At 70.8% G+C, this 19,026-nt stretch carries 19 protein-coding genes; 7 read left to right on the top strand and 12 right to left on the bottom strand.

Annotated features, from left to right (window positions below):
- Positions 1–145: 145 nt before the first annotated feature.
- Positions 146–742, top strand: a complete 597-nt coding sequence (locus PUR26_RS15460) for a hypothetical protein (RefSeq protein WP_329872940.1) — start codon at positions 146–148, stop codon at positions 740–742.
- 119 nt (positions 743–861) lie between these two features.
- Entirely contained in the window at positions 862–1,494 is a 633-nt protein-coding gene (locus PUR26_RS15455; protein WP_329872939.1) for a TIGR03086 family metal-binding protein, read from the top strand.
- Between the two features lie 156 nt (positions 1,495–1,650).
- On the opposite strand, the gene PUR26_RS15450 is transcribed toward PUR26_RS15455, so the two are convergent.
- The 8 genes from PUR26_RS15450 to PUR26_RS15415 all read right to left on the bottom strand — a co-directional run bounded on the left by PUR26_RS15450 (position 1,651) and on the right by PUR26_RS15415 (position 9,212).
- Positions 1,651–3,000 (bottom strand): nucleobase:cation symporter-2 family protein, encoded by a 1,350-nt coding sequence (locus PUR26_RS15450; RefSeq protein WP_329873214.1) that lies wholly within the window; start codon positions 2,998–3,000, stop codon positions 1,651–1,653.
- A 635-nt stretch (positions 3,001–3,635) separates the two neighbouring features.
- The gene (locus PUR26_RS15445) at positions 3,636–5,021 is read right to left on the bottom strand and encodes an 8-oxoguanine deaminase (RefSeq protein ID WP_329872938.1); all 1,386 of its coding nucleotides are present in this window, start codon (positions 5,019–5,021) and stop codon (positions 3,636–3,638) included.
- 42 nt (positions 5,022–5,063) lie between these two features.
- Entirely contained in the window at positions 5,064–6,455 is a 1,392-nt protein-coding gene (locus tag PUR26_RS15440; RefSeq protein ID WP_329872937.1) for a nucleobase:cation symporter-2 family protein, read from the bottom strand.
- 68 nt (positions 6,456–6,523) lie between these two features.
- Positions 6,524–7,471 carry a factor-independent urate hydroxylase gene (gene pucL / locus PUR26_RS15435; protein WP_329872936.1) on the bottom strand — a complete coding sequence of 316 codons (948 nt, stop codon included), beginning with the start codon at positions 7,469–7,471 and terminating at the stop codon, positions 6,524–6,526.
- A 7-nt stretch (positions 7,472–7,478) separates the two neighbouring features.
- Entirely contained in the window at positions 7,479–7,895 is a 417-nt protein-coding gene (gene uraH, locus PUR26_RS15430) for a hydroxyisourate hydrolase (RefSeq protein WP_329872935.1), read from the bottom strand.
- Positions 7,892–8,404, bottom strand: a complete 513-nt coding sequence (gene uraD, locus PUR26_RS15425; RefSeq protein WP_329872934.1) for a 2-oxo-4-hydroxy-4-carboxy-5-ureidoimidazoline decarboxylase — start codon at positions 8,402–8,404, stop codon at positions 7,892–7,894. The genes uraH and uraD overlap by 4 nt, the downstream gene beginning before the upstream one ends.
- Before the next feature lie 179 nt (positions 8,405–8,583).
- Entirely contained in the window at positions 8,584–8,904 is a 321-nt protein-coding gene (locus tag PUR26_RS15420) for a helix-turn-helix domain-containing protein (RefSeq protein ID WP_329873213.1), read from the bottom strand.
- Positions 8,905–8,957: 53 nt separating this feature from the next.
- The gene (locus tag PUR26_RS15415; RefSeq protein WP_329872933.1) at positions 8,958–9,212 is read right to left on the bottom strand and encodes a hypothetical protein; all 255 of its coding nucleotides are present in this window, start codon (positions 9,210–9,212) and stop codon (positions 8,958–8,960) included.
- A gap of 178 nt (positions 9,213–9,390) precedes the next feature.
- Here PUR26_RS15415 and PUR26_RS15410 point away from each other — a divergent pair, with 178 nt between their 5' ends.
- The 3 genes from PUR26_RS15410 (at position 9,391) to PUR26_RS15400 (ending at position 12,832) form a co-directional block, all read left to right on the top strand.
- Entirely contained in the window at positions 9,391–10,248 is an 858-nt protein-coding gene (locus PUR26_RS15410) for a TIM barrel protein (RefSeq protein WP_329872932.1), read from the top strand.
- A 34-nt stretch (positions 10,249–10,282) separates the two neighbouring features.
- Positions 10,283–11,176, top strand: coding sequence for a 2-hydroxy-3-oxopropionate reductase (locus PUR26_RS15405; protein ID WP_329872931.1), 894 nt, complete (start codon positions 10,283–10,285; stop codon positions 11,174–11,176).
- A gap of 192 nt (positions 11,177–11,368) precedes the next feature.
- Complete coding sequence (locus PUR26_RS15400; protein WP_329872930.1) at positions 11,369–12,832, top strand: catalase; 1,464 nt, start codon at positions 11,369–11,371, stop codon at positions 12,830–12,832.
- Positions 12,833–13,369: 537 nt separating this feature from the next.
- On the opposite strand, the gene PUR26_RS15395 is transcribed toward PUR26_RS15400, so the two are convergent.
- The 3 genes from PUR26_RS15395 to PUR26_RS34695 form a co-directional block, all read right to left on the bottom strand.
- Positions 13,370–13,558, bottom strand: coding sequence for a hypothetical protein (locus PUR26_RS15395; RefSeq protein ID WP_329872929.1), 189 nt, complete (start codon positions 13,556–13,558; stop codon positions 13,370–13,372).
- A 2-nt stretch (positions 13,559–13,560) separates the two neighbouring features.
- Positions 13,561–14,112: a flavoprotein gene (locus PUR26_RS15390; RefSeq protein ID WP_329872928.1), complete on the bottom strand. Its 552-nt coding sequence runs from the start codon at positions 14,110–14,112 to the stop codon at positions 13,561–13,563.
- A gap of 353 nt (positions 14,113–14,465) precedes the next feature.
- Complete coding sequence (locus PUR26_RS34695) at positions 14,466–14,819, bottom strand: endonuclease domain-containing protein (RefSeq protein WP_443077083.1); 354 nt, start codon at positions 14,817–14,819, stop codon at positions 14,466–14,468.
- Between the two features lie 89 nt (positions 14,820–14,908).
- Between PUR26_RS34695 and PUR26_RS15385 the strand changes: the two genes are divergently transcribed.
- The gene (locus PUR26_RS15385; protein ID WP_329872927.1) at positions 14,909–15,841 is read left to right on the top strand and encodes a peptidoglycan recognition protein family protein; all 933 of its coding nucleotides are present in this window, start codon (positions 14,909–14,911) and stop codon (positions 15,839–15,841) included.
- A gap of 371 nt (positions 15,842–16,212) precedes the next feature.
- Here the strand turns inward: PUR26_RS15385 and gcl are convergent, their stop codons facing one another.
- Positions 16,213–17,997 (bottom strand): glyoxylate carboligase, encoded by a 1,785-nt coding sequence (gcl, locus tag PUR26_RS15380; RefSeq protein WP_329872926.1) that lies wholly within the window; start codon positions 17,995–17,997, stop codon positions 16,213–16,215.
- 200 nt (positions 17,998–18,197) lie between these two features.
- On the opposite strand from gcl, the gene PUR26_RS15375 reads away from it, so the two are divergent.
- On the top strand, positions 18,198–18,989 hold the full coding sequence (locus PUR26_RS15375; protein WP_329872925.1) for a hypothetical protein: 792 nt from the start codon (positions 18,198–18,200) through the stop codon (positions 18,987–18,989).
- Positions 18,990–19,026 lie beyond the last annotated feature (37 nt).

The raw sequence follows: 19,026 nt of genomic DNA, 5'->3' as shown, positions 1-19,026 counted from the left end.
CGGGTGATCGCCCGGCACCCGCGGCGCCGATGCCCGTGAGGGACCGGGTCCGGTGCGGCGGTCGGCCGCGGAGCCTGGGGGCGTTGTCAGTGGGGTGCGCTTCACTGGTTCTCGTCACTCTCCGTTACCTATCGAGGGGGAAGGCGTGACGGAACGTATGACCTATGTGACGCACACCGGGCTGCGGCAGCGCGGGTGGACCGACCGCATGGTGAGGGATCTGCTGGGGGCGCCGGATGTGCAGGGACGCAGTCCGCGACGGTGGTCGGTGGCGCCCGTGCGGTTGTACCTGCTGGCCCGGGTGGAGGCGGTGGAACGGACGGAGGAGTTCGCGGCATCCGGGGGGACGTCGGGTGCGGCGGCCGCGCGCGCGGCGGCGGAGGCGAGGCGTCAGGCGGTCCTGGCCGCCATCAGGGCGGAACCGATCCGGGTCCCGGTGCTCCCGGAGCCGGAGCTGGAGATGCGGGCCGTGCGGCACCGGCGTCTGCTGGGCGCGGGACCGGGCGGCGGCCCGGGGCCGGGAGCCGGGTCGGCGGGGTCGTTGACGCGATGGCAGGTCGACTACCTCCGCCACGCGCTGAGGCGGTACGACACCCTGCTGGACGGCCTCTTCGGTGACACCGGGCGAGCCGAGGCGGAGCGGCTGCTGCGGACCAGGGTGTACGCCGCGATCGCGAGGGCCTATCCACGGCTGGCGGGCGAGTGCCGGCGCAGGACGGGCCCAGGAGGGAGGGGCGGGTGAGGACGGCCACCGGGGCGCGGGCGCCGACGGGGGCGGAAGGGCCGCCGTGGCGGCCGGCCGGCCGGAGGGTATCGGCCCATGGGCGATGAGTTCCGGGGCGCGCGGCGGTCTGCCTTTGCATGGACGCAGAAACGAGAACCGCCACACCCGATCTCGGACCCGTGACCCACCGGGTCGCCGGCCTCCTGGACGGCATCACCGACGACCTGCTCGATGCCCCGACCCCCTGTCCCGGCTACTCGGTGCGCGACCTGCTGGGCCACGTGGCGGGGCTCGCGGTGGCCTTCAGGGACGCCGCGCGGAAGGAGCTCGGGCCGTCCACCGATACGCCCCCGGAGGCCGCCCGTCCCGTTCTCGACGGGGACTGGCGCACCACGCTCCCCCTCCGGCTCGACGAGCTCGCGTCCGCCTGGCGGGCCCCCGACGCCTGGCAGGGGATGACCCAGGCCGGCGGGATCTCGCTTCCGGGGCAGGTGGCGGGAGCGGTGGCCCTCGACGAGGTGCTGATCCACGGCTGGGATCTTGCGCGGGCCACCGGCCAGGCGTACGACGCCGACGAGGCGTCGCTCCGGGTGTCGTACGAGCTGCTGGCGCCCGCGGCGGACGACCCGGGGAGCGGCGGCATGTTCGGGCCTCCCGTACCGGTGCCGGACGACGCACCACTGCTCGACCGGGTCATCGGGCTGAGCGGCCGTCATCCGCGGTGGAGGGCCGGAGCGCGGGAAGGCGGGGGCGGGAGCGAGACCGGGTGAGGCAGACCGGGAGCTGTTGAGGGAGACCGGGGGCGCACGGTGCGGGGAACGCGGGTGGAGCACGCACGGCACCGGGGGTGCCGTGCGCGCTCCGGCGCGGGTACGCACAGGGCCTTCCGGGAGGAGGCCTGCCGCGGGGGCCTGACCGCAGGGCCGTCAGTGCACCGCCGCGGTCTTCGGTGAACGGACCTCGGAGATCTCGTCGCCGGGCTCCATCGGGGCGGTCACCTCGTCGTCGTCGCGGTGGCGGCCGAGGTGGTTGAAGACCAGGTTGAGCAGGACGGCGGCGACACAGCCGGTGGATATGCCCGAGTCCAGAATGATCTTCGCGGTCTCCGGAAAGGAGTGGTAGAACTCCGGTGCGGTGATCGGAATGATGCCGACGGCCAGCGAGACCGCCACGATCAGCACGTTGTTGTCCTTCTCCAGTCCGGCCTTGACCAGGGTCTGGATGCCGCTGGCGGCGACCGAACCGAACAGGACGACGCCCGCGCCGCCCAGGACGGGACGCGGGACGACCGCGATGAGCGAGGCCGCGATCGGGCACAGGCCCATCAGGACCAGGAAGCCGCCACCCGCGGCGACGACGAACCGGCTGCGGATCCCGGTCATCGCGACCAGGCCGATGTTCTGGGCGAACGCGCTGCACATGAAGCCGTTGAAGAAGGGGCTGATCGCCGAGCCGAGGGTGTCGGCGCGCAGCCCCGCCGCGATGGTCTTCTCGTCGGCGGGCCGGTCGACGATCTCGCCGAGCGCCAGCATGTCGGCGGTCGACTCGGTCATCGACACCAGCATCACCACGCACATGGAGATGATGGCGGCCAGCGCGAACTGCGGGGCTCCGAAGTGGAACGGGGTCGGGAAGCCGACGACGTCCGCCTCGGTGACCGGGCTGAAGTCGGTGACGCCGAAGGGGATGGCGATCAGCGTGCCCAGGACCAGGCCGATCAGTACGGCGATCTGCTTGACGAAGCCGTGGGTGAAGCGGCGCAGGACCAGGACCAGGACCAGTGTGACGGCGGCCAGGGTGAGGTAGGTGGCCGAACCGTAGTCCGAACCCTTGGGGTTGGGCCCCTGGGCCCAGCCGAAGGCGACGGGCAGCAGCGAGACACCTATCAGCGTGATGACGGTGCCGGTCACGACCGGGGGGAAGAACCGTACGAGCTTGCTGAAGAACGGGGCGGCCAGGAACCCCAGTATTCCGGCGACGATGATCGCGCCGAAGATGACCGGCAGGGCGTCGGACGTGTCCTTCGTGGTGTCGACGATCGCGAGCATCGGCGCGACACCGGCGAAGGTGACGCCGTTGACGAACGGCAGCCGGGCACCGATCTTCCAGACCCCGAGCGTCTGGAGAAAGGTCGCGAGGCCGGCGGTGAAGAGGCTTGCGCCGGTCAGGAAGGTGAGCTCGGTGCCGGAGAGGCCCACGGCCGCTCCGACGATCAGCGGCGGGGCCACCACGCCCGCGTACATCGCGGCCACGTGCTGGAGGCCGCTGGTGAGCATCCTGACGGGCGGGAGCGTCTCGTCGACCGGGTGCTTCCGGTCACCGGGTTCTCCGGCGGACGTCCCGGTCGCGGCCCCGGCCGGCTCCGCGGGGCCTTCGGCGCGAACCTCGCCGGAAGGACTGCCGGGAGTGTCCTCGGGGGTGCTGTCGGATCGGGATTCGGGGTCGTTGCCTGCATCGCTGCGAAACCTGGGCTTGGCGGCCACGGCGGTTCCTCCGGTCGGTTACACGTCGGCGGTGACGCGGGGTTCAGGGAGGTGGTGCAAGTGGTGCGTGAGGTGCAGGGAATTGCGGGGTGCGCAGGGCGTACGGGTGCGCGTGGGTGGCGCGACGTGGGGGTGTCGGGCGGGAACACGCGCCGGGGTGACGCACGTGTCGGGTGCGGGGCATGCGTGAGGGAGCACATGCGGTGATGCGGGGCGTGCCGTACAACAACACGTGCCGGGGTGGCGCACGCGCGTCGGGGTGGGGCGTGTCGTGTCGTCGGGGTGCTGACACGGGCCACCGTCCGGGGGGTGCCGTCCCTCCTTCGGTTCGGCACCCCCCGTCCGGCTGCCGTGGACCCCGCTCGGGTCCACGGCGACCGGCCGAGGGCCGTCCCCCTCGGCCGGACTCCTTGGGTGGGCCGCCGGGATCAGGCCCCGGCGGCGATCCGGGCGAGACGCCGGGCCTCGTCCCGGGCGGAGCGGGCGATGGCGTCCTCGTCCACGGTCAGCAGACGGTTGTTCTCGACGATCTGCTCGCCGTTGACGAACGACGCGGTGACCGGGGCCGCCGCTCCGAAGACGATGGCGGTGACCGGGTCGGCGATGGACGAGTGGCCGATCCCGTCGATCTTCCAGAGCACCAGGTCGGCGAGCTTGCCCGCCTCCAGGGAACCGATCTGGTCGGCGCGGCCGAGGACCTGGGCGCCGCCGTAGGTGCCCAGGCGCAGCGCCTGACGGGCGTTCAGCGCGGCTTCGCGGTGGGCGCCGAGACGGTTGATCAGCAGCGCGTTGCGCAGTTCGGTGTGGAGCTCGCCGGACTCGTTGGAGGCGGTGCCGTCGACGCCGAGGCCGACGGGGACGCCCGCCCTGAGCATGTCCGGTACGCGGGCGATGCCGGCGGCCAGCCGGGCGTTGGACGAGGGGCAGTGCGCGACGCCGGTGCCGGTGCGGGCGAAGGCGGCGATGTCGGAGTCGTTCATGTGGACGCAGTGGGCCATCCACACGTCCTCGCCGAGCCAGCCGGTGGACTCGAAGTAGTCGGTGGGGCCCATCCCGAAGAGCTCGTGGCAGAACTTCTCCTCCTCGACGGTCTCCGAGCCGTGGGTGTGCAGCCGTACGCCGAGCCGGCGGGCCAGCTGCGCGCCCTCCTTGAGCAGCTCGGTGGAGACGGAGAAGGGGGAGCAGGGGGCGACGGCGATCTGGGTCATCGCGTCGAAGGAGGCGTCGTGGTGCTTCCTGACGGTCTCCTCGGTGGCGGCGAGGGCGCCTTCGAGGGTCTCGACCGCGAAGTCCGGCGGCAGACCGCCGTCCTTCTCGCTGCGGTCCATCGAGCCGCGGGCCAGGGTGAAGCGCACGCCCATCTCGGAGGCGGCCCTGATGATGGCGCCGGACAGGTCGCCGGCGCCCCGGGGGTAGACGTAGTGGTGGTCCATGGCGGTGGTGACACCGCCGCGGGCCATCATCGCGAGCGAGCCCTGGGCCGCCGCGTACCCCATCCGCTCGTCGATGCGCGCCCAGGTCGGGTAGAGCGCGACCAGCCAGTCGAAGAGGTTGTGGTCGGTGGCGAGGCCCCGGGTGATCCACTGGTAGAAGTGGTGGTGCGTGTTGACCAGGCCGGGGGTGACCAGGTGGCCGGTGGCGTCGACGCGCCGGACGACGTCCGCGAGGCCCTCGGGTGCCTTCCCCGGTCCGACGGACTCGATCCTGTTGTCCGCGATGACGATATGGCCCGAGGCGTACTCGGTGTCATCCGCGTCGACCGTGGCGATCGCACAGTTCTCGATCACTATGCGCTGGGCTGCCGAAGGTGCCATGGCGCTTCCTTCTCTCTGCGGCGTATCGGGCACGGCAGGACCCTAGGAGGATTTGAGTGCCACAGCCGTGCGGCTGCGGGTGCCGAGATGGTGGAAGAACAGGTTCAGCAGGACCGCGACGAGCGCTCCCGCGCTGATCCCGGAGCCGAGGACGGTCTGCGCCCAGGCCGGGAATTCGGCGTAGAAGGTGGGCGCGGCGAGCGGGATGATGCCCGCGCCGAGCGCGACGGCCACCAGGATGATGTTGGAGCTGTCGTCGAGTCCGGCCTCGGCGAGCGTACGGATGCCGCTGACCGCTATCGAGCCGAAGAGGACGATCCCGGCGCCGCCGAGTACGGGCATCGGCACGAGCGAGACGACCGCGCCGAGCACCGGGAAGGCGCCGAGGACCAGGAGCACCCCGCCGGCTACCGCCACGACGTACCGGCTGCGGACGCGGGTCAGGGAGACGACTCCGACGTTCTGGGCGAAGGCGCTGGTCGGGAAGGAGCCGAAGACGGGGCCGATCAGGGTGGCGAGACCGTCCGTGCGCAGGCCCCGGGTGATGGTGCGGCCGTCGGTGCGGCGTTCGCAGATCTCGCCGAGGGCGAGCATCCCGGCGCTGGACTCGGTCATCAGCACCAGCATCACGATGCACAGGGAGAGGATCGCGGCGGGCTGGAACTCGGGCGCGCCGAAGGCGAAGGGCGTGGGCAGCGCGGCGACGGGCGCCTGGCGCAGCGTGGAGAAGTCCGCCATGCCGAAGGGGATCGCGACGAGCGTGCCGACGAACAGGCCGAGCAGCAGGGCGACCTGCTTGACGAAGCCCTTGCCGAAGCGCTGGAAGAGCAGGATCACGACGAGCGTGAAGGCGGCGAGCGCGAGGTACTTCATGGCGCCGAAGTCGGCGGCGCTGTTGTCCCCGCCCTGGGCCCAGCCGACCGGTACGGGCATCAGGGTCACCCCGATGAGGGTGATGACGACCCCGGTGACGAGCGGCGGGAAGAATCGCAGGAGCCGGCCGAAGAAGGGGCCGACGACGAGGCAGAACGCTCCGGCGACCATCACCGCACCGTAGATGGCGGGCAGTTGGCGGCCGGGGGCGCTGGTCTCGGCGATGGCGAGCATCGGGGCGATACCGGCGGAGGAGGCGGCGTTGACGAACGGCAGCCGGTTTCCGGCGAAGCCGGTGATGCCGATGGTCTGGAGGATCGTGGCGAGTCCGGCGATGAGCAGGCCGGCCGCGATGAGCCGGGTCATCCCGGCGGCGTCCAGACCGACCGCCTGGCCGATGATGAGCGGAGGGGTGACGACGCCCGCGTACATGGCGGCGATGTGCTGGAGTGCGGCGGGGACGAGCCGCGGCAGGGGGAGCTTTTCGTCCACCGGATGGCAGGGAGCTTCCGGTGGGGCGGAACACGGGCCTTCTACCGGCCCCTTAGCGGGCTGTGCCATTGATGTTCCCTCCGGTCCGGTGCCGCCCCGCCCGACTGCGGGCGGGCGGGGCGGTCAGCGGCCTGGCGTCAGAGGTTGGTCATGTCGACCGGGATCCGGGGCTCCGTGCCGTCCCGCAGGATGGTGGCCTCGATCAGGCCGTAGGGACGGTCGGCGGCGAAGTAGACCTCGTTGTCGTTCTTGAGCCCGAAGGGCTCCAGGTCGACCAGGAAGTGGTGGTTGTTCGGGAGCGAGAAGCGGATCTCGTCGATCTCGCTGCGGCTGTTGATGACCCGCGAACCCATCTGGTAGAGGGTCTGCTGCAGCGAGAGGGAGTACGTCTCGGCGAACGCCTGCAGGATGTGCTTCTTGGCCTGCTCGTACGAACGCTCCCAGTTGGGCATCCGGTCTTCGTCGCTGGTCCAGTTGTAGCGCCAGGCGGCGGAGACGTCGGTGCACAGGATGCGGTCGTACGCCTCCTTGAGCGTCGTGTACTTGTCCTTGACGTAACCCCAGAACTCCGAGTTGGTGGAGTTCATGACCGTGAGGTCCTTGAGGCCGGAGACGATCTCCCACTTCTCACCGTCGTAGGTGATCTGGGAGGTGCGCAGCTCCTGCCCCTTGCGGGCGAAGGAGTGCCGGACCTCGTCCGAGCCGATGAACCGGGAGTTGCCGTCCGAGGTCTCTATCCGCTCCCAGGAGTACTCCTCGATCCGGATGCGGGCCCGGTGGATGGGCTCCTGGCTGGTCACGAAGTGGCGGGCCAGGTGGATGCCGAACTGCTCGGCGGACTCTATGCCGTGCTCCTTGGCGAACGCGTACACCGTGTTCTTGGTGGTGTCGGTCGGCAGGACGTTGGCGTTGGACCCGGAGTAGTGCACGTCCTCCATGTCGCCGGAGAGGGCGACGGAGACATTGAGGTCCTTGATGTGGTGGGTGTCGCCGTCCCGCGTGATCCTGACGACGCGGTTCTCCGCTTTGCCGTACTGGTTCTGGCCGAGAATCACAGGGCGGGAGTGGTGCGAATTGGCTGTCATCTGGCTGCTAGCTCCCTCGGTAAACGGAGTAGCCGTACGGGTTGAGCAGCAGCGGTACGTGGTAGTGCTCGCCCGGTACGACGGCGAACGTGATCGCCACCTCCGGGAAGAACGCACCGCTGTCCCTTACGCGGGGGGCGTCCTGCTGCGCCTCGGCTTGCTTCTTGGAACTCTGCTTGTTCAGGAAGTACGCCTCGGTCTCGAAGTCGAGACGTACGTGCGTGGTGCCTTCCGGCAGGGCCGGCAGGTCCTTGCAGCGCCCGTCCGCGTCGGTCGCGGAGCCGCCGAGCGTCACCCACCCGGCGTCGCGGCCACCACGGGCGGCGAGCGAGACGGCGACGCCCTCGGCGGGGCGTCCGATGCTGGTGTCCAGGATGTGCGTGGACACGGAACCGTGCGGCTGGGCCGCGCTCTCGGTGCTCATGCGTTCTCTTCCTCCACGAGGCGGGTCAGCCGGATGCGGTTGATCTTGCCCAGTTCGGTGCGGACGATCTCCCGCTCCTGTTCGGGCGTGTTGCCGATCCGTTCCCGGACGGCGTCCCGCATCTGCTCGCCGGTCCTGCCGGTGGCACAGATCAGAAAGACATGTCCGAACGTCTCCTGGTACGTCAGGTTCAGTTCGAGCATTTCGGCCTTGAGCGCCTCGGGGGCGCCGGCCATCCCGCTCTGCTCGCGGGAGGAGGTCGGGTCACCGGGCTTCGGCCTGCCGATCGGCGGGTGCCCCGCCATCGCCTCGGCGAGATCCTCCGCGGTCAGCTCGGCCGTGGCGGCGTCACTGGCGAGGAAGAGGGCTTCGGTGGTGGCGTACGGGCGCTGGGCGAGGAGCTTGCTCCCCCATGCCGAGCTGGCACACACCTCGTGCAGGGCGGCGAGCGCGTCGCTGTCCGGCGAGGTGTTGAACCGGGTGAGGCCCGGTGTCGGCTTCGTAGTCACGGGAGCCTCCGTGGCTGTTTTTCGCTGTGCGTTGGACGGGCTGCGGATAGCTAACGCCCTGCGGCAACACTGCGTCAACACTTTGTTGAAAACTCGGCAACGCAAAAGCCGCCGCCCGGCCGCCCGGACGACGGCCTCCCGTCACCCGTGATCGCTTGTGATCGCCCAGCCGCCACGGCCTACTCGCCCTTGGCCGCGTTCTCCCTGTTCAGGTAGTTGTACACGGTGAATCTGCTGACGCCGAGGGCGCCGGCGACCGTCTCGACGCCATGGCGCACCGAGAAGGCACCACGCGCCTCAAGCGTCCGCACGACCGCCTGCTTGGACTTGCGGTCGAGCTCGGCGAGGGGCATTCCGTGCCGCCGCTCCAGCGCCGCCAGGATGTGGTCCAGCGAGTCCGCGAGCTGGGGAAGCCGCACGGCGAGGACGTCCTGGCCCTCCCAGGCGAGCACCACGTCGTCGACCTGCGCCTGCTCGGGCCCGAGCAGCTCTCCGCCCATGGCGTCCACCAGCGGCTTCACCGCGGCGACCAGCGGGTGCTCCCCCGTCTCCGTCACTTCTCGCCCTCCCCGATCACGTTGACCTGGAGCGAGACGCGGGTGGCCCCCGCCTCCAGGGAGCGGCGCAGCAGCGCCTCCACGGCCACCAGGACGGCGTCGGCGCCGCCCTCCGCCGTATTGCCGAAGGGGCCGACGTCCACGGCGTCGAGCCGGGCGCCCTGTATCACCTCGCGGGCCACCACCGCATGGGCCGGCGCCTCGTCGAGGTCGAACGGTTCTGTCGTGAATTCGACCCTCAATCGCTGCATGCCCTCACGGTAGCGCCGCACCGCGGGCCCGACCCCGGGCCTCCGCCGGGTTGCCCCCTTCCGTCCCGGTACGCGACCGGCCCCACTGGCGGGTACCCCTTGACAGCCCTCCCCGGTCACAGGCAATCTTCCGTTAAGCAGAAATGAACTTCCGCAATACGGAAGGAGCGCCGCCCTCATGGCCCGCTTTTCAGAAGACGCAGGCAAGGACCAGCGCTTCGATGTGAACCTCTCGATCCTCTTCACGGAACTCCCGCTCCTGGAGCGCCCCGCGGCCGCCGCCGCCGCGGGCTTCACGGCGGTCGAGCTGTGGTGGCCCTGGATCGACACGCCCACGCCGGCTCCCGGTGAGCTCGACGCCCTGAAGAAGGCCCTGGACGACGCCGGCACCCGGCTGGTCGGCCTGAACTTCTACGCCGGACAGCTCCCCGGCCCGGACCGCGGCGCCCTGTCCGTACCCGGCGAGGAGTCGGACCGCTTCCGCGCCAACATCGAGGTGGCGGCGGACTTCGCCGCCTCGGTCGGCTGCACGGCGCTCAACGCGCTGTACGGCAACCGCGTCGAGGGCGCGGACCCCGCCGTCCAGGACGCGATCGCCCTGGAGAACCTGGTGCTGGCGGCCCGAGCGGCCGACCGGATCGGGGCCATCCTGCTGATCGAGGCCCTGAACAAGCCGGAGTCACCGCGCTACCCGCTGGTGAGCGCCCCGGCCGCGGTCGAGGTCGTCGACAAGGTCAACGCGGCCACGGGACTGGGCAACGCCAAGTTCCTGCTGGACCTCTACCACCTGTCGATGAACGGCGAGAACCTCCCCGAGGTCATCGAGAAGTACGCCGACAGGACCGGTCACGTCCAGATCGCCGACAACCCGGGCCGCGGCGCGCCGGGCACCGGCGAACTCGACCTCGCCGACCTGCTCGGCCGCCTCAAGGACGCCGGATACGACGGCTGGGTGGGCCTGGAGTACAAGGCCGGCGACCGCCCGAGCGCCGACAGCTTCGAGTGGCTCCCGCGGTCGCTGCGCGCGGCCGGCTGACGCCATCCCACAGAGTTTTGAGAGAGGGACCCTCATGAGCACCAACCTCCCCAGGATCGCCTGGATCGGCCTCGGCATCATGGGCTCGCCCATGTCCGAGAACCTGATCAAGGCGGGCTACCCGGTCACCGGCTTCACCCTGGAGCAGGACAAGCTGGACCGCCTGGCCGCGGCGGGCGGCACCGCCGCCGGCTCGATCGCGGAGGCCGTCAAGGACGCCGACGTCGTCATCACGATGGTTCCCGCCTCGCCCCAGGTGGAGGCGATCGCCTACGGCCCCGACGGCATCCTGGAGAACGCCAGGCGGGGCGCCCTTCTGATCGACATGTCCTCGATCACCCCGCAGACCTCGGTCGACCTGGGCAAGGCGGCGGCCGACAAGGGCATCCGCGTGCTCGACGCCCCGGTGTCCGGCGGCGAGGCCGGCGCCATCGAGGCGGTACTGTCGATCATGGTCGGTGGCGAGCAGGCCGACTTCGACAACGCCAGGCCGATCCTGGAAGCACTGGGCAAGACCATCGTCCTGTGCGGCCCGCACGGCTCCGGCCAGACGGTGAAGGCCGCCAACCAGCTGATCGTGGCGGTCAACATCCAGGCCTGCGCCGAGGCCGTGGTCTTCCTGGAGAAGTCCGGCGTGGACCTCAGGGCCGCCCTGGACGTCCTCAACGGCGGCCTCGCCGGTTCGACCGTACTGACCCGCAAGAAGGACAACTTCCTCGACCGGAACTTCGCGCCGGGCTTCCGGATCGACCTGCACCACAAGGACATGGGCATCGTCACGGACGCGGCCCGCAACGTCGGTGCCGCCCTGCCGGTCGGCGCCGTGGTCGCCCAACTGGTCGCCTCCCTGCGCGCGCAGGGCGACGGCGGCCTGGACCACTCGGCCCTGCTGCGCGCCGTCGAGCGCCTCTCCGGCCGGCAGGTCTGACCTCCCGCCCCGCACAAGGGCCCCCCGATTTCCGGACGGCGTCGGCGCTGACACCTGTCCTGTCGCGCCCAGGCGCCGGCGCCGTCCGGAACTCCACTCTTCACTTTCAACAAACTGTTGACGCGATGTTCGAGGCGAATTTACGCTCCTCGCACCTCCCCCAGCAGCTCCCGTACGTATCGGAAGGTCACGATGTCGAAGCGCGTGCTTACGACCGAGTCCGGCGCCCCGGTCGCCGACAACCAGAACTCCGCCACCGCCGGCGTCGGTGGCCCGCTCCTCCTCCAGGACCAGCACCTGCTGGAGAAGCTCGCCCGCTTCAACCGGGAGCGCATTCCGGAGCGCGTCGTGCACGCCCGTGGATCCGGGGCCTACGGCCACTTCGAGGTGACCGACGACGTCACCGCCTACACGAAGGCCGCGTTCCTCTCCGAGGTCGGCAAGCGGACCGAACTGTTCCTGCGCTTCTCGACCGTCGCCGACTCGCTGGGCGGCGCGGACGCCGTGCGCGACCCCCGCGGCTTCGCGCTCAAGTTCTACACCGAAGAGGGCAATTACGACCTCGTCGGCAACAACACCCCGGTGTTCTTCATCAAGGACCCCATCAAGTTCCCCGACTTCATCCACTCCCAGAAGCGCGACCCGTTCACGGGCAAGCAGGAGCCGGACAACGTCTGGGACTTCTGGGCACACTCCCCCGAGGCCACGCACCAGGTGACCTGGCTGATGGGCGACCGGGGCATCCCCGCCTCGTACCGCCACATGAACGGCTACGGCTCGCACACGTACCAGTGGACGAACGCCAAGGGCGAGGGCTTCTTCGTCAAGTACCACTTCAAGACGAACCAGGGCGTGCGTTCCCTGTCGTCGGACCAGGCGGCCGAGCTGGTCGGCAAGGACGCCAACTCGCACCAGACCGACCTGCTGCAGGCCATCGAGCGGGGTGTGCACCCCTCCTGGACCCTGTACGTACAGATCATGCCGGCGGCCGAGGCGGCGGACTACCGCTTCAACCCGTTCGACCTGACCAAGGTCTGGCCGCACGCGGACTACCCGCTCCAGCGCGTGGGCCGCCTCGTCCTGGACCGCAACCCGGACAACGTCTTCGCCGAGGTCGAGCAGGCCGCGTTCTCGCCGAACAACTTCGTACCCGGCATCGGCCCGTCGCCGGACAAGATGCTCCAGGGCCGCCTGTTCGCCTACGCGGACGCCCACCGCTACCGCCTCGGCGTCAACCACACCCAGCTCCCGGTGAACGCGCCCAGGGCCGTGCCCGGCGGGGCCGACAACTACGGCCGCGACGGTGTGATGGCGACGCGCCACGGCTCGCGCCACGACAAGAACTACGAGCCCAACTCCTACGCCGGCCCGGCGCAGACCGACGCGGCGCTCTCCGCCCCGCTGGCCGTCCAGGGCCACACGGGCACCCACGCCGCCCCGGCCCATGTGAAGGACGACGACTTCTTCCAGGCCGGTGAGCTGTACCGCCTGATGTCGGCGGAGGAGAAGAACCGTCTCGTGGCGAACATCGCCGGCGGCCTCTCGCAGGTGAGCCGCGACGACGTGATCGAGAAGAACCTCGCCCACTTCCACGCCGCCGACCCGGAGTACGGCAAGCGCGTCGAGGAAGCGGTCCGAGCCCTGCGCGAGGACTGACGCGATACGTCGAGGCGCAGACACAGACCGCGTACGGCGACCGACGGGAGGTCAGTCACCGTACGCAGTCCGGACCGCGGGCCCGAATGAGGGGTGGCCGGCGGTACGGACGGCTTGAGGACCGTGGCGGCGAGCGAGCCAGTGCGGTGGTAAGGAAGCCCGGCCCCTTCTTGACCTGAAGGAAGGCCGCCGGACTCCCGTCGCCGCCGCCGCGGTCCCCGGCGACCTCCCCCAGCACTCCGTCCGGCGGCGCGAACGTCCTGTCGCGCCAGCCTCGCACCGTCGGACGGGCACCACCGCGGAGCCGGAGCGCGGAGTCCGGTTTACGGTCCCGGACTCCGCGCTCCTCCGCGTCCCCCGGTCGCTCCGCGCGCCGAACGCCCCCTCCCGGATCCGGCGGAGAGGGGGCGTTCGCCGGATCCGGGCTCGGCCGGGGCATGGGCGTCGGGGCGATCCGCGGTCCGGTCCCGTTCCGGAACGGGGCCGGCGGAGCGGGCCCGGGCCGCGGTCACGCGGCGGGCCCGGAACCGGGGCGGGTCATGCCGCCCGGGCGACGTCTCCCCGCTGTGTCGCGGCCCACGCCACGACGAGTGCCTCGTAGATCCGGTGTTCGTCCGCCGACAGCGGCCGGGCTTCGCTCCGTGCACGCGCCCACAGCTCACGGATCGCAGCATTGAGCGCCTCGGCGTCAGGGCCGGCGGCATCGTGCGAAGGTTTCTGGGACATGCCTAAAGGGTAGGCCGGGCCTCGGACAATCGGGCCGCTTCGTCGAGTGCGATCCGCCACGGGAACCGGTCGGGCGCCCCGGAGTCCCACTGCCGCGGTGTGACACCGCTCTCCTCGCACAACACCGACACCCCCGCGGAGCGCAGTGTGTCCACGGAGCGCGCGAACTGCGGGTGGGCCGTGAGGGCCCCGCCCGCACAAGGCATCGCGACCATCGGGATGCTCCTGCCGATCCCCTCGGCGACGACCCCGACGACGAACTTCCCGGTGAGACCGAGCGCCCACTGGTTGAGCGTGTCGAACGTCACCGGCGCGACCAGGATCACATCCGGTTCAGGCCATATGTCCGGCTCGCCGGGGAGCCCGTACCGCGAGCGGACCGGATGGCCCGTCAACGCCGCCAGTCCGGCCAGACCGTCCTCCAGCCAGCGGGCGGCCGTCGGCGTCAGCCCGAGACACACGTCCCAGCCGTCCGCCTGCGCCTCCTCGATGACACGGGCCACATCGAACACCGGCGGGGCTGCGGAGCCGAACAGATACAGAGTCCTCTTCATACGCCTATCCGATCACACACCCCCGCCCGCGAACCGGAAGGAAACCCGCCGGTCAAGGCGCCGCGGGCGCCCCGCGCCCGCCCGCAAGCGGCGTGCCGGCCCGGAGAGTTGATCACCGACGGAGGTCCCGCCCCTTTTCCCTCTGCACGAGGGTTACGTTCCGGCCAGGCACCGGCGTAATCTCAGCCACCTCGGCAGAGGCCCTCCCCGCTCCGGACCACCTGCCGTGGGCGCCGCGGCCCATCTCCCCGAGGATGCCGCGCGCCGGACAGAGGCCCCGCCCCGTACCCCGCCCGGCGGGGCCTCTTCATGTCCGGCGACACGGGTCGCGATCACTGCGTGTGGGTATCACATCACTGAACGTACACGTCGTGACGGAACTCCTGGAGAGAGGGGAGTCCATGGCGCGGTATCCCGCTGCGACCCGTATGGAGCCGCAGCCCGAACCGGACAGTCGGCCGGCGACCGACTGCCTGCGGGGCGCGATATCCCTCCCCGTGGGCGGCTGCCGCACGCAGGAGTGCAGGACAGTCCCGGAACCTGCCGAGTCCGTGGTGGCGGCGGGTGCACAGCAGCGCACGGGCGCATCGCCCGCAGGACTCGGCCCGGTCCGGACAGCAGGCGTGGTCATGGTCGATGGACAGTGCGCGCCCGGCGCCGTCCGCCTCCCGGCGGATGGCGCACCACCTGCGGAGGCGGACGCGCACGGGGCGGTCACAGCCTCCGGCGGCACAGGTGGCTCTGTCCGTGCCGGTGTCCCCGAAGGAAGCGTTCCGATCCGGAAGGAGGCACCGTGATGGCCTGGTGCCCGTTCGCGCGGAAGCTGGAGCTGCAGCCCGAGAGCGATCAACAACCCGCCATCAGGCCGACGCAGTTCATCCTGCACAGCATCGCGGCCCCATGGACGGCACAACGGGTCTACGAGTACTGGCAGACCACCAATCTGGAGTCCCATTTCGGACTCGGCTACGCCGGGGACCTCGCCCAGTACATCGGCACCGAGACCCGCGCGGACGCCAACGCCCAGGCCAACCGGCGCCCGGACGGGACCGGAGCGGTGTCCATCGAGACCGCGTCCAACCTCAAGCACACCGACCCCTGGACCGAGGAACAGATCGAGCGGCTGATCGCGCTCGGCGCGTGGCTCCACCATCGCCACGGGATCCCGCTGCGGATCTGCCGCAGCGCCTCGGACCCGGGCTACGGCTACCACCGTCTGCACGCGGCCTGGTCCTCGGGCGGCACGGCCTGCCCCGGGGACGCGCGTGTCCGTCAGTTCAAGGACGTCGTATTCCCGGGGATCGTCGCCCGCGCGAACGGTGACACCCCGCCCCCCACCGAGGAGGACCCCATGCCGAGCGTCATCACCGAATCGGAAGCCGGCGGCCCCGCACTGGAGGCCGGGGCGTACGTGCTGTTACGGATGGCCGCGGACACCGCCCTGCTCCAGGGGCCTTGCGCGTACACCGTGACCGCGTACGCCACGGTCAGCGGACGGGCGGGCACCCGGATCACCATGCGTTTCCACGATCTGGCGATCGCCACCAGGCGCCCCTCGCTCGACCTGCCGATCGACTGCGGCGTGATCGGCGCGGACGGCGTGCTGAACGTCGCCGTCACCCGCAGCGGAAACCTGGGCACCAACGAACAACTGAAGGTGGAGATCCGCGCCGACCAGGCGGCCAGGGTCGACCGACGGGTACTGCGCGCACTGCGCTGGGCGCCCTGACGCGTTTCCGCGAAGCGGCGCCCCCGCCCGCCCCGCGGACGGCCGGCGCCACTTGGCGGGAGTTCCCCGGCCAGGGTCTTCCGTCCGGATCAGGCCGGACGCCCGGCACGATCGGCGAGACACTCCCCGGGCGGTGACGGCGGGGAGGGAGGGGCCGGCAGAGACCTGGTTGAGGACCGTGGGCAGCATGGCGATGGCCGTGCCCTTCCCGCCGGGTGAGACCGTCGGGTTCGTCCGGACGACGAGCGTGACGCCGTTGTCCGGGTCGTGACCGATGGAGGAGTCGACGGCGGCCCGCGCCTCCGGGTGCCGGGGGCGCGGGCCGTCGATGCCGGGTGGCGCGGGCGCGCCGGGGCGCCGCGTCCCGCCCGTCAGACCAGCGGGCGGATCGCCGTCGGCGCGTGGCCGGGCTCGGTGGCGAGCTCCTCGAACTCGACCACGTTGCTGATGTCGGCGGTCGTGCTCATCGAGATGTTGGTGACCCGCTCCAGGATGGCCTCGACGACCACCGGCACCTGGAACTCGGCGGCGAGTTTCCTGGCCTCCTCGAAGGCGGGCAGCAGTTCGTTCGGGTCGGTGACCCGGATCGCCTTGCAGCCCAGTCCCTCCACCACCTTGACGTGGTCCACGCCGTAGACGCCGAGCTCGGGCGCGTTGATGTTCTCGAACTCCAGATTGACCTGGAAGTCGATGTCCAGACCGATCTGCGCCTGACGGATGAGGCCCAGATAGGAGTTGTTGACCAGCACGTGCACGTACGGGATCTTGTGCTGGGCGCCGACGGCCAGCTCCTCCAGCATGAACTGGAAGTCGTAGTCGCCCGACAGCGCGACCACCGGCGTCCCGGGGTCCGCGGTCGCGACGCCCAGCGCGGCCGGGATGGTCCAGCCGAGCGGGCCCGCCTGCCCGCAGTTGATCCAGTGGCGCGGCCGGTAGACGTGCAGCATCTGCGCGCCGGCGATCTGGGAGAGGCCGATGGTGGTGACGTAACGCGTCTCCGGACCGAAGGCCCGGTTCATCTCCTCGTACACGCGCTGCGGCTTGATCGGCACGTTGTCGAAGTGCGTACGGCGGTGCAGTGTCGCCTTGCGCTCCAGGGTTGAGGCGATCCACGCGGAGCGGTCGGGGAGCCGGCCGGCCGCCTTCAGTTCACGGGCGACCTCGACGAAGAGCTCCAGGGCGGCCTTGGCGTCGGAGGCGATGCCGTAGTCCGGGGCGAAGATCTTGCCGATCTGGGTGGGCTCGATGTCGACGTGGACGAAGGTGCGGCCCTGGGTGTAGACGTCGAGCTTGTAGCCGGTGTGACGATTGGCCCAGCGGTTGCCGATGCCGAGGACGAAGTCCGACTCCAGGAACGTCGCGTTGCCGTAGCGGTGCGAGGTCTGCAGGCCGACCATGCCGGCGTTCAGCTCGTGGTCGTCGGGGATGGTGCCCCAGCCCATCAGGGTCGGGATGACGGGGGTGCCGGTGAGCTCGGCGAACTCCACGAGCAGGTCGGAGGCGTCGGCGTTGATGATGCCGCCGCCCGCGACGATCAGCGGACGCTCGGAGTCGAGCAGGTAGGAGATCGCCTTCTCGATCTGCGCGCGGGTCGCGGCGGGCTTGTAGACCGGCAGCGGCTCGTACGTCTCCGGGTCGAACTCGATCTCGGTGAGCTGGACGTCGATCGGCAGGTCGATGAGGACCGGCCCGGGACGGCCGGAGCGCATCAGGTGGAACGCCTGCTGGAAGACCCCGGGCACCTGGGCGGCCTCCAGGACCGTGGTGGCCGCCTTGGTGACGGGCTTGGCGATCGACGCGATGTCGACGGCCTGGAAGTCCTCCTTGTGGATCACCGAGGTCGGCGCCTGGCCGGTGATGCACAGGATCGGGACGGAGTCGCCGATCGCCGAGTACAGACCGGTGATCATGTCGGTGCCGGCCGGGCCCGACGTCCCGATGCACACGCCGATGTTGCCCGGGCGGGTACGGGTGTAGCCCTCGGCCATGTGGGAGGCGCCCTCGACGTGACGGGCCAGCGTGTGCTTCACCCCCCCGGACGCCTGGAGGGCCGCGTAGAAGGGGTTGATCGCCGCGCCCGGCACACCGAACGCGTTGGTGACGCCTTCGCGCTTGAGGATCTCAACTGCCGCTCGGGCGGCGGTCATACGAGGCATGGAGTACTCCTGCTTCGGCCTGGCGGATTCGGGCTCTGTCGCGCCACCTGAGAGCTTCGATCCGTGCTGCGGAATTCCGTCATGCGGAAGTTTAGTTCTGCTATACGGAAGCAATCTAGAATGCGTCCCGGATGTCGTCAAGAGTTGGCCGAACCCTGGATGGCCGAAGTGCCTCCCCAAGTGCTCGGCGTTGGTGGACGATGGGTCACGGATCGAAGGGGGCCGTCGTGGGAGAGAACGTGCCGGTACGCTGCCCGGCCTGCCGTAGGGCGCATGTCTACGCGTCGCCCGTCTATCCGTGCGCCTGCGGCGCGCCGGTGGCCCCTCCCCTGGTCAGGGGCGCTCCCGCCGTGCCGATCACCCACCGCACCTGGAGCGACGAGTGGGTCACGGTGCGCTGTGCCGGCTGCGGGCGGCAGGACCAGTGGCCGCAGCCGGAACTCGGCTGCCCCTGCGGGGTGGTACTGCGGATACCGGTACGGCCGGTGGCCGCGGCCCCGCAGCCGTCCGGCGGGCCGGCACCCTCGGGCGGGACCACCGCCTCCACGACCGGTGTCTCCACGGTCCGGGCTCCCGCCCACATCCCGCCACCCCCCGCCACCGCGGCGCCCCGCCCCTCGTTCCGGCCGGTCACCATCCGGACCGCCCGGGACGCCGTCACCGCCGCCGCGCTCTATCTGCGCTGGCTGGGCTTCCGGGACGTGGTGCAGCCCGAGGAGCACAGCCCGTCCGGGATCGATCTGCGCGGACCGGGGCTGGTCGCCCAGGTCGACCCGACGACCCGGCCCGCCTCCCTGCGCGCCGTCGAATGCCTGTGGCTCAACGGCCTCGCCGCGTCGTCGACGAGCGTCTTCTTCACACTCGCCGGATACGAGGAGAAGGCCCGCGCCCGCGCCGACGGCCTGCTCGTGCCCCTGTTCGTCATGGACCTCACCGGCACCCCGCAGCCCGTCAACGGCCCGGCCGACGAACTCGTCGCACGGGGCGTGTGATTGCGCCGCGGTCCCGGAAGCGACCACAGCCGGCCCG

Source organism: Streptomyces sp. SP18CS02 (assembly GCF_036322365.1).
GTDB lineage: Bacteria > Actinomycetota > Actinomycetes > Streptomycetales > Streptomycetaceae > Streptomyces.
The sequence above is the reverse complement of the archived record's forward strand: the minus strand, read 5'-3'. Positions and strand labels throughout refer to the sequence as shown.

Excerpts from the sequence above, each read along its gene's own strand:
- PUR26_RS15455 (WP_329872939.1), top strand. The coding sequence starts at position 862 with ATGGACGCAGAAACGAGAACCGCCACACCCGATCTCGGACCCGTGACC.
- PUR26_RS15450 (WP_329873214.1), bottom strand. The coding sequence starts at position 3,000 with ATGCTCACCAGCGGCCTCCAGCACGTGGCCGCGATGTACGCGGGCGTG.
- PUR26_RS15445 (WP_329872938.1), bottom strand. The coding sequence starts at position 5,021 with ATGGCACCTTCGGCAGCCCAGCGCATAGTGATCGAGAACTGTGCGATC.
- PUR26_RS15440 (WP_329872937.1), bottom strand. The coding sequence starts at position 6,455 with ATGGCACAGCCCGCTAAGGGGCCGGTAGAAGGCCCGTGTTCCGCCCCA.
- pucL (WP_329872936.1), bottom strand. The coding sequence starts at position 7,471 with ATGACAGCCAATTCGCACCACTCCCGCCCTGTGATTCTCGGCCAGAAC.
- uraH (WP_329872935.1), bottom strand. The coding sequence starts at position 7,895 with ATGAGCACCGAGAGCGCGGCCCAGCCGCACGGTTCCGTGTCCACGCAC.
- PUR26_RS15420 (WP_329873213.1), bottom strand. The coding sequence starts at position 8,904 with ATGGGCGGAGAGCTGCTCGGGCCCGAGCAGGCGCAGGTCGACGACGTG.
- PUR26_RS15415 (WP_329872933.1), bottom strand. The coding sequence starts at position 9,212 with ATGCAGCGATTGAGGGTCGAATTCACGACAGAACCGTTCGACCTCGAC.
- PUR26_RS15410 (WP_329872932.1), top strand. The coding sequence starts at position 9,391 with ATGGCCCGCTTTTCAGAAGACGCAGGCAAGGACCAGCGCTTCGATGTG.
- PUR26_RS15405 (WP_329872931.1), top strand. The coding sequence starts at position 10,283 with ATGAGCACCAACCTCCCCAGGATCGCCTGGATCGGCCTCGGCATCATG.
- PUR26_RS15400 (WP_329872930.1), top strand. The coding sequence starts at position 11,369 with ATGTCGAAGCGCGTGCTTACGACCGAGTCCGGCGCCCCGGTCGCCGAC.
- PUR26_RS15395 (WP_329872929.1), bottom strand. The coding sequence starts at position 13,558 with ATGTCCCAGAAACCTTCGCACGATGCCGCCGGCCCTGACGCCGAGGCG.
- PUR26_RS15390 (WP_329872928.1), bottom strand. The coding sequence starts at position 14,112 with ATGAAGAGGACTCTGTATCTGTTCGGCTCCGCAGCCCCGCCGGTGTTC.
- PUR26_RS15385 (WP_329872927.1), top strand. The coding sequence starts at position 14,909 with ATGGCCTGGTGCCCGTTCGCGCGGAAGCTGGAGCTGCAGCCCGAGAGC.
- gcl (WP_329872926.1), bottom strand. The coding sequence starts at position 17,997 with ATGCCTCGTATGACCGCCGCCCGAGCGGCAGTTGAGATCCTCAAGCGC.
- PUR26_RS15375 (WP_329872925.1), top strand. The coding sequence starts at position 18,198 with ATGGGTCACGGATCGAAGGGGGCCGTCGTGGGAGAGAACGTGCCGGTA.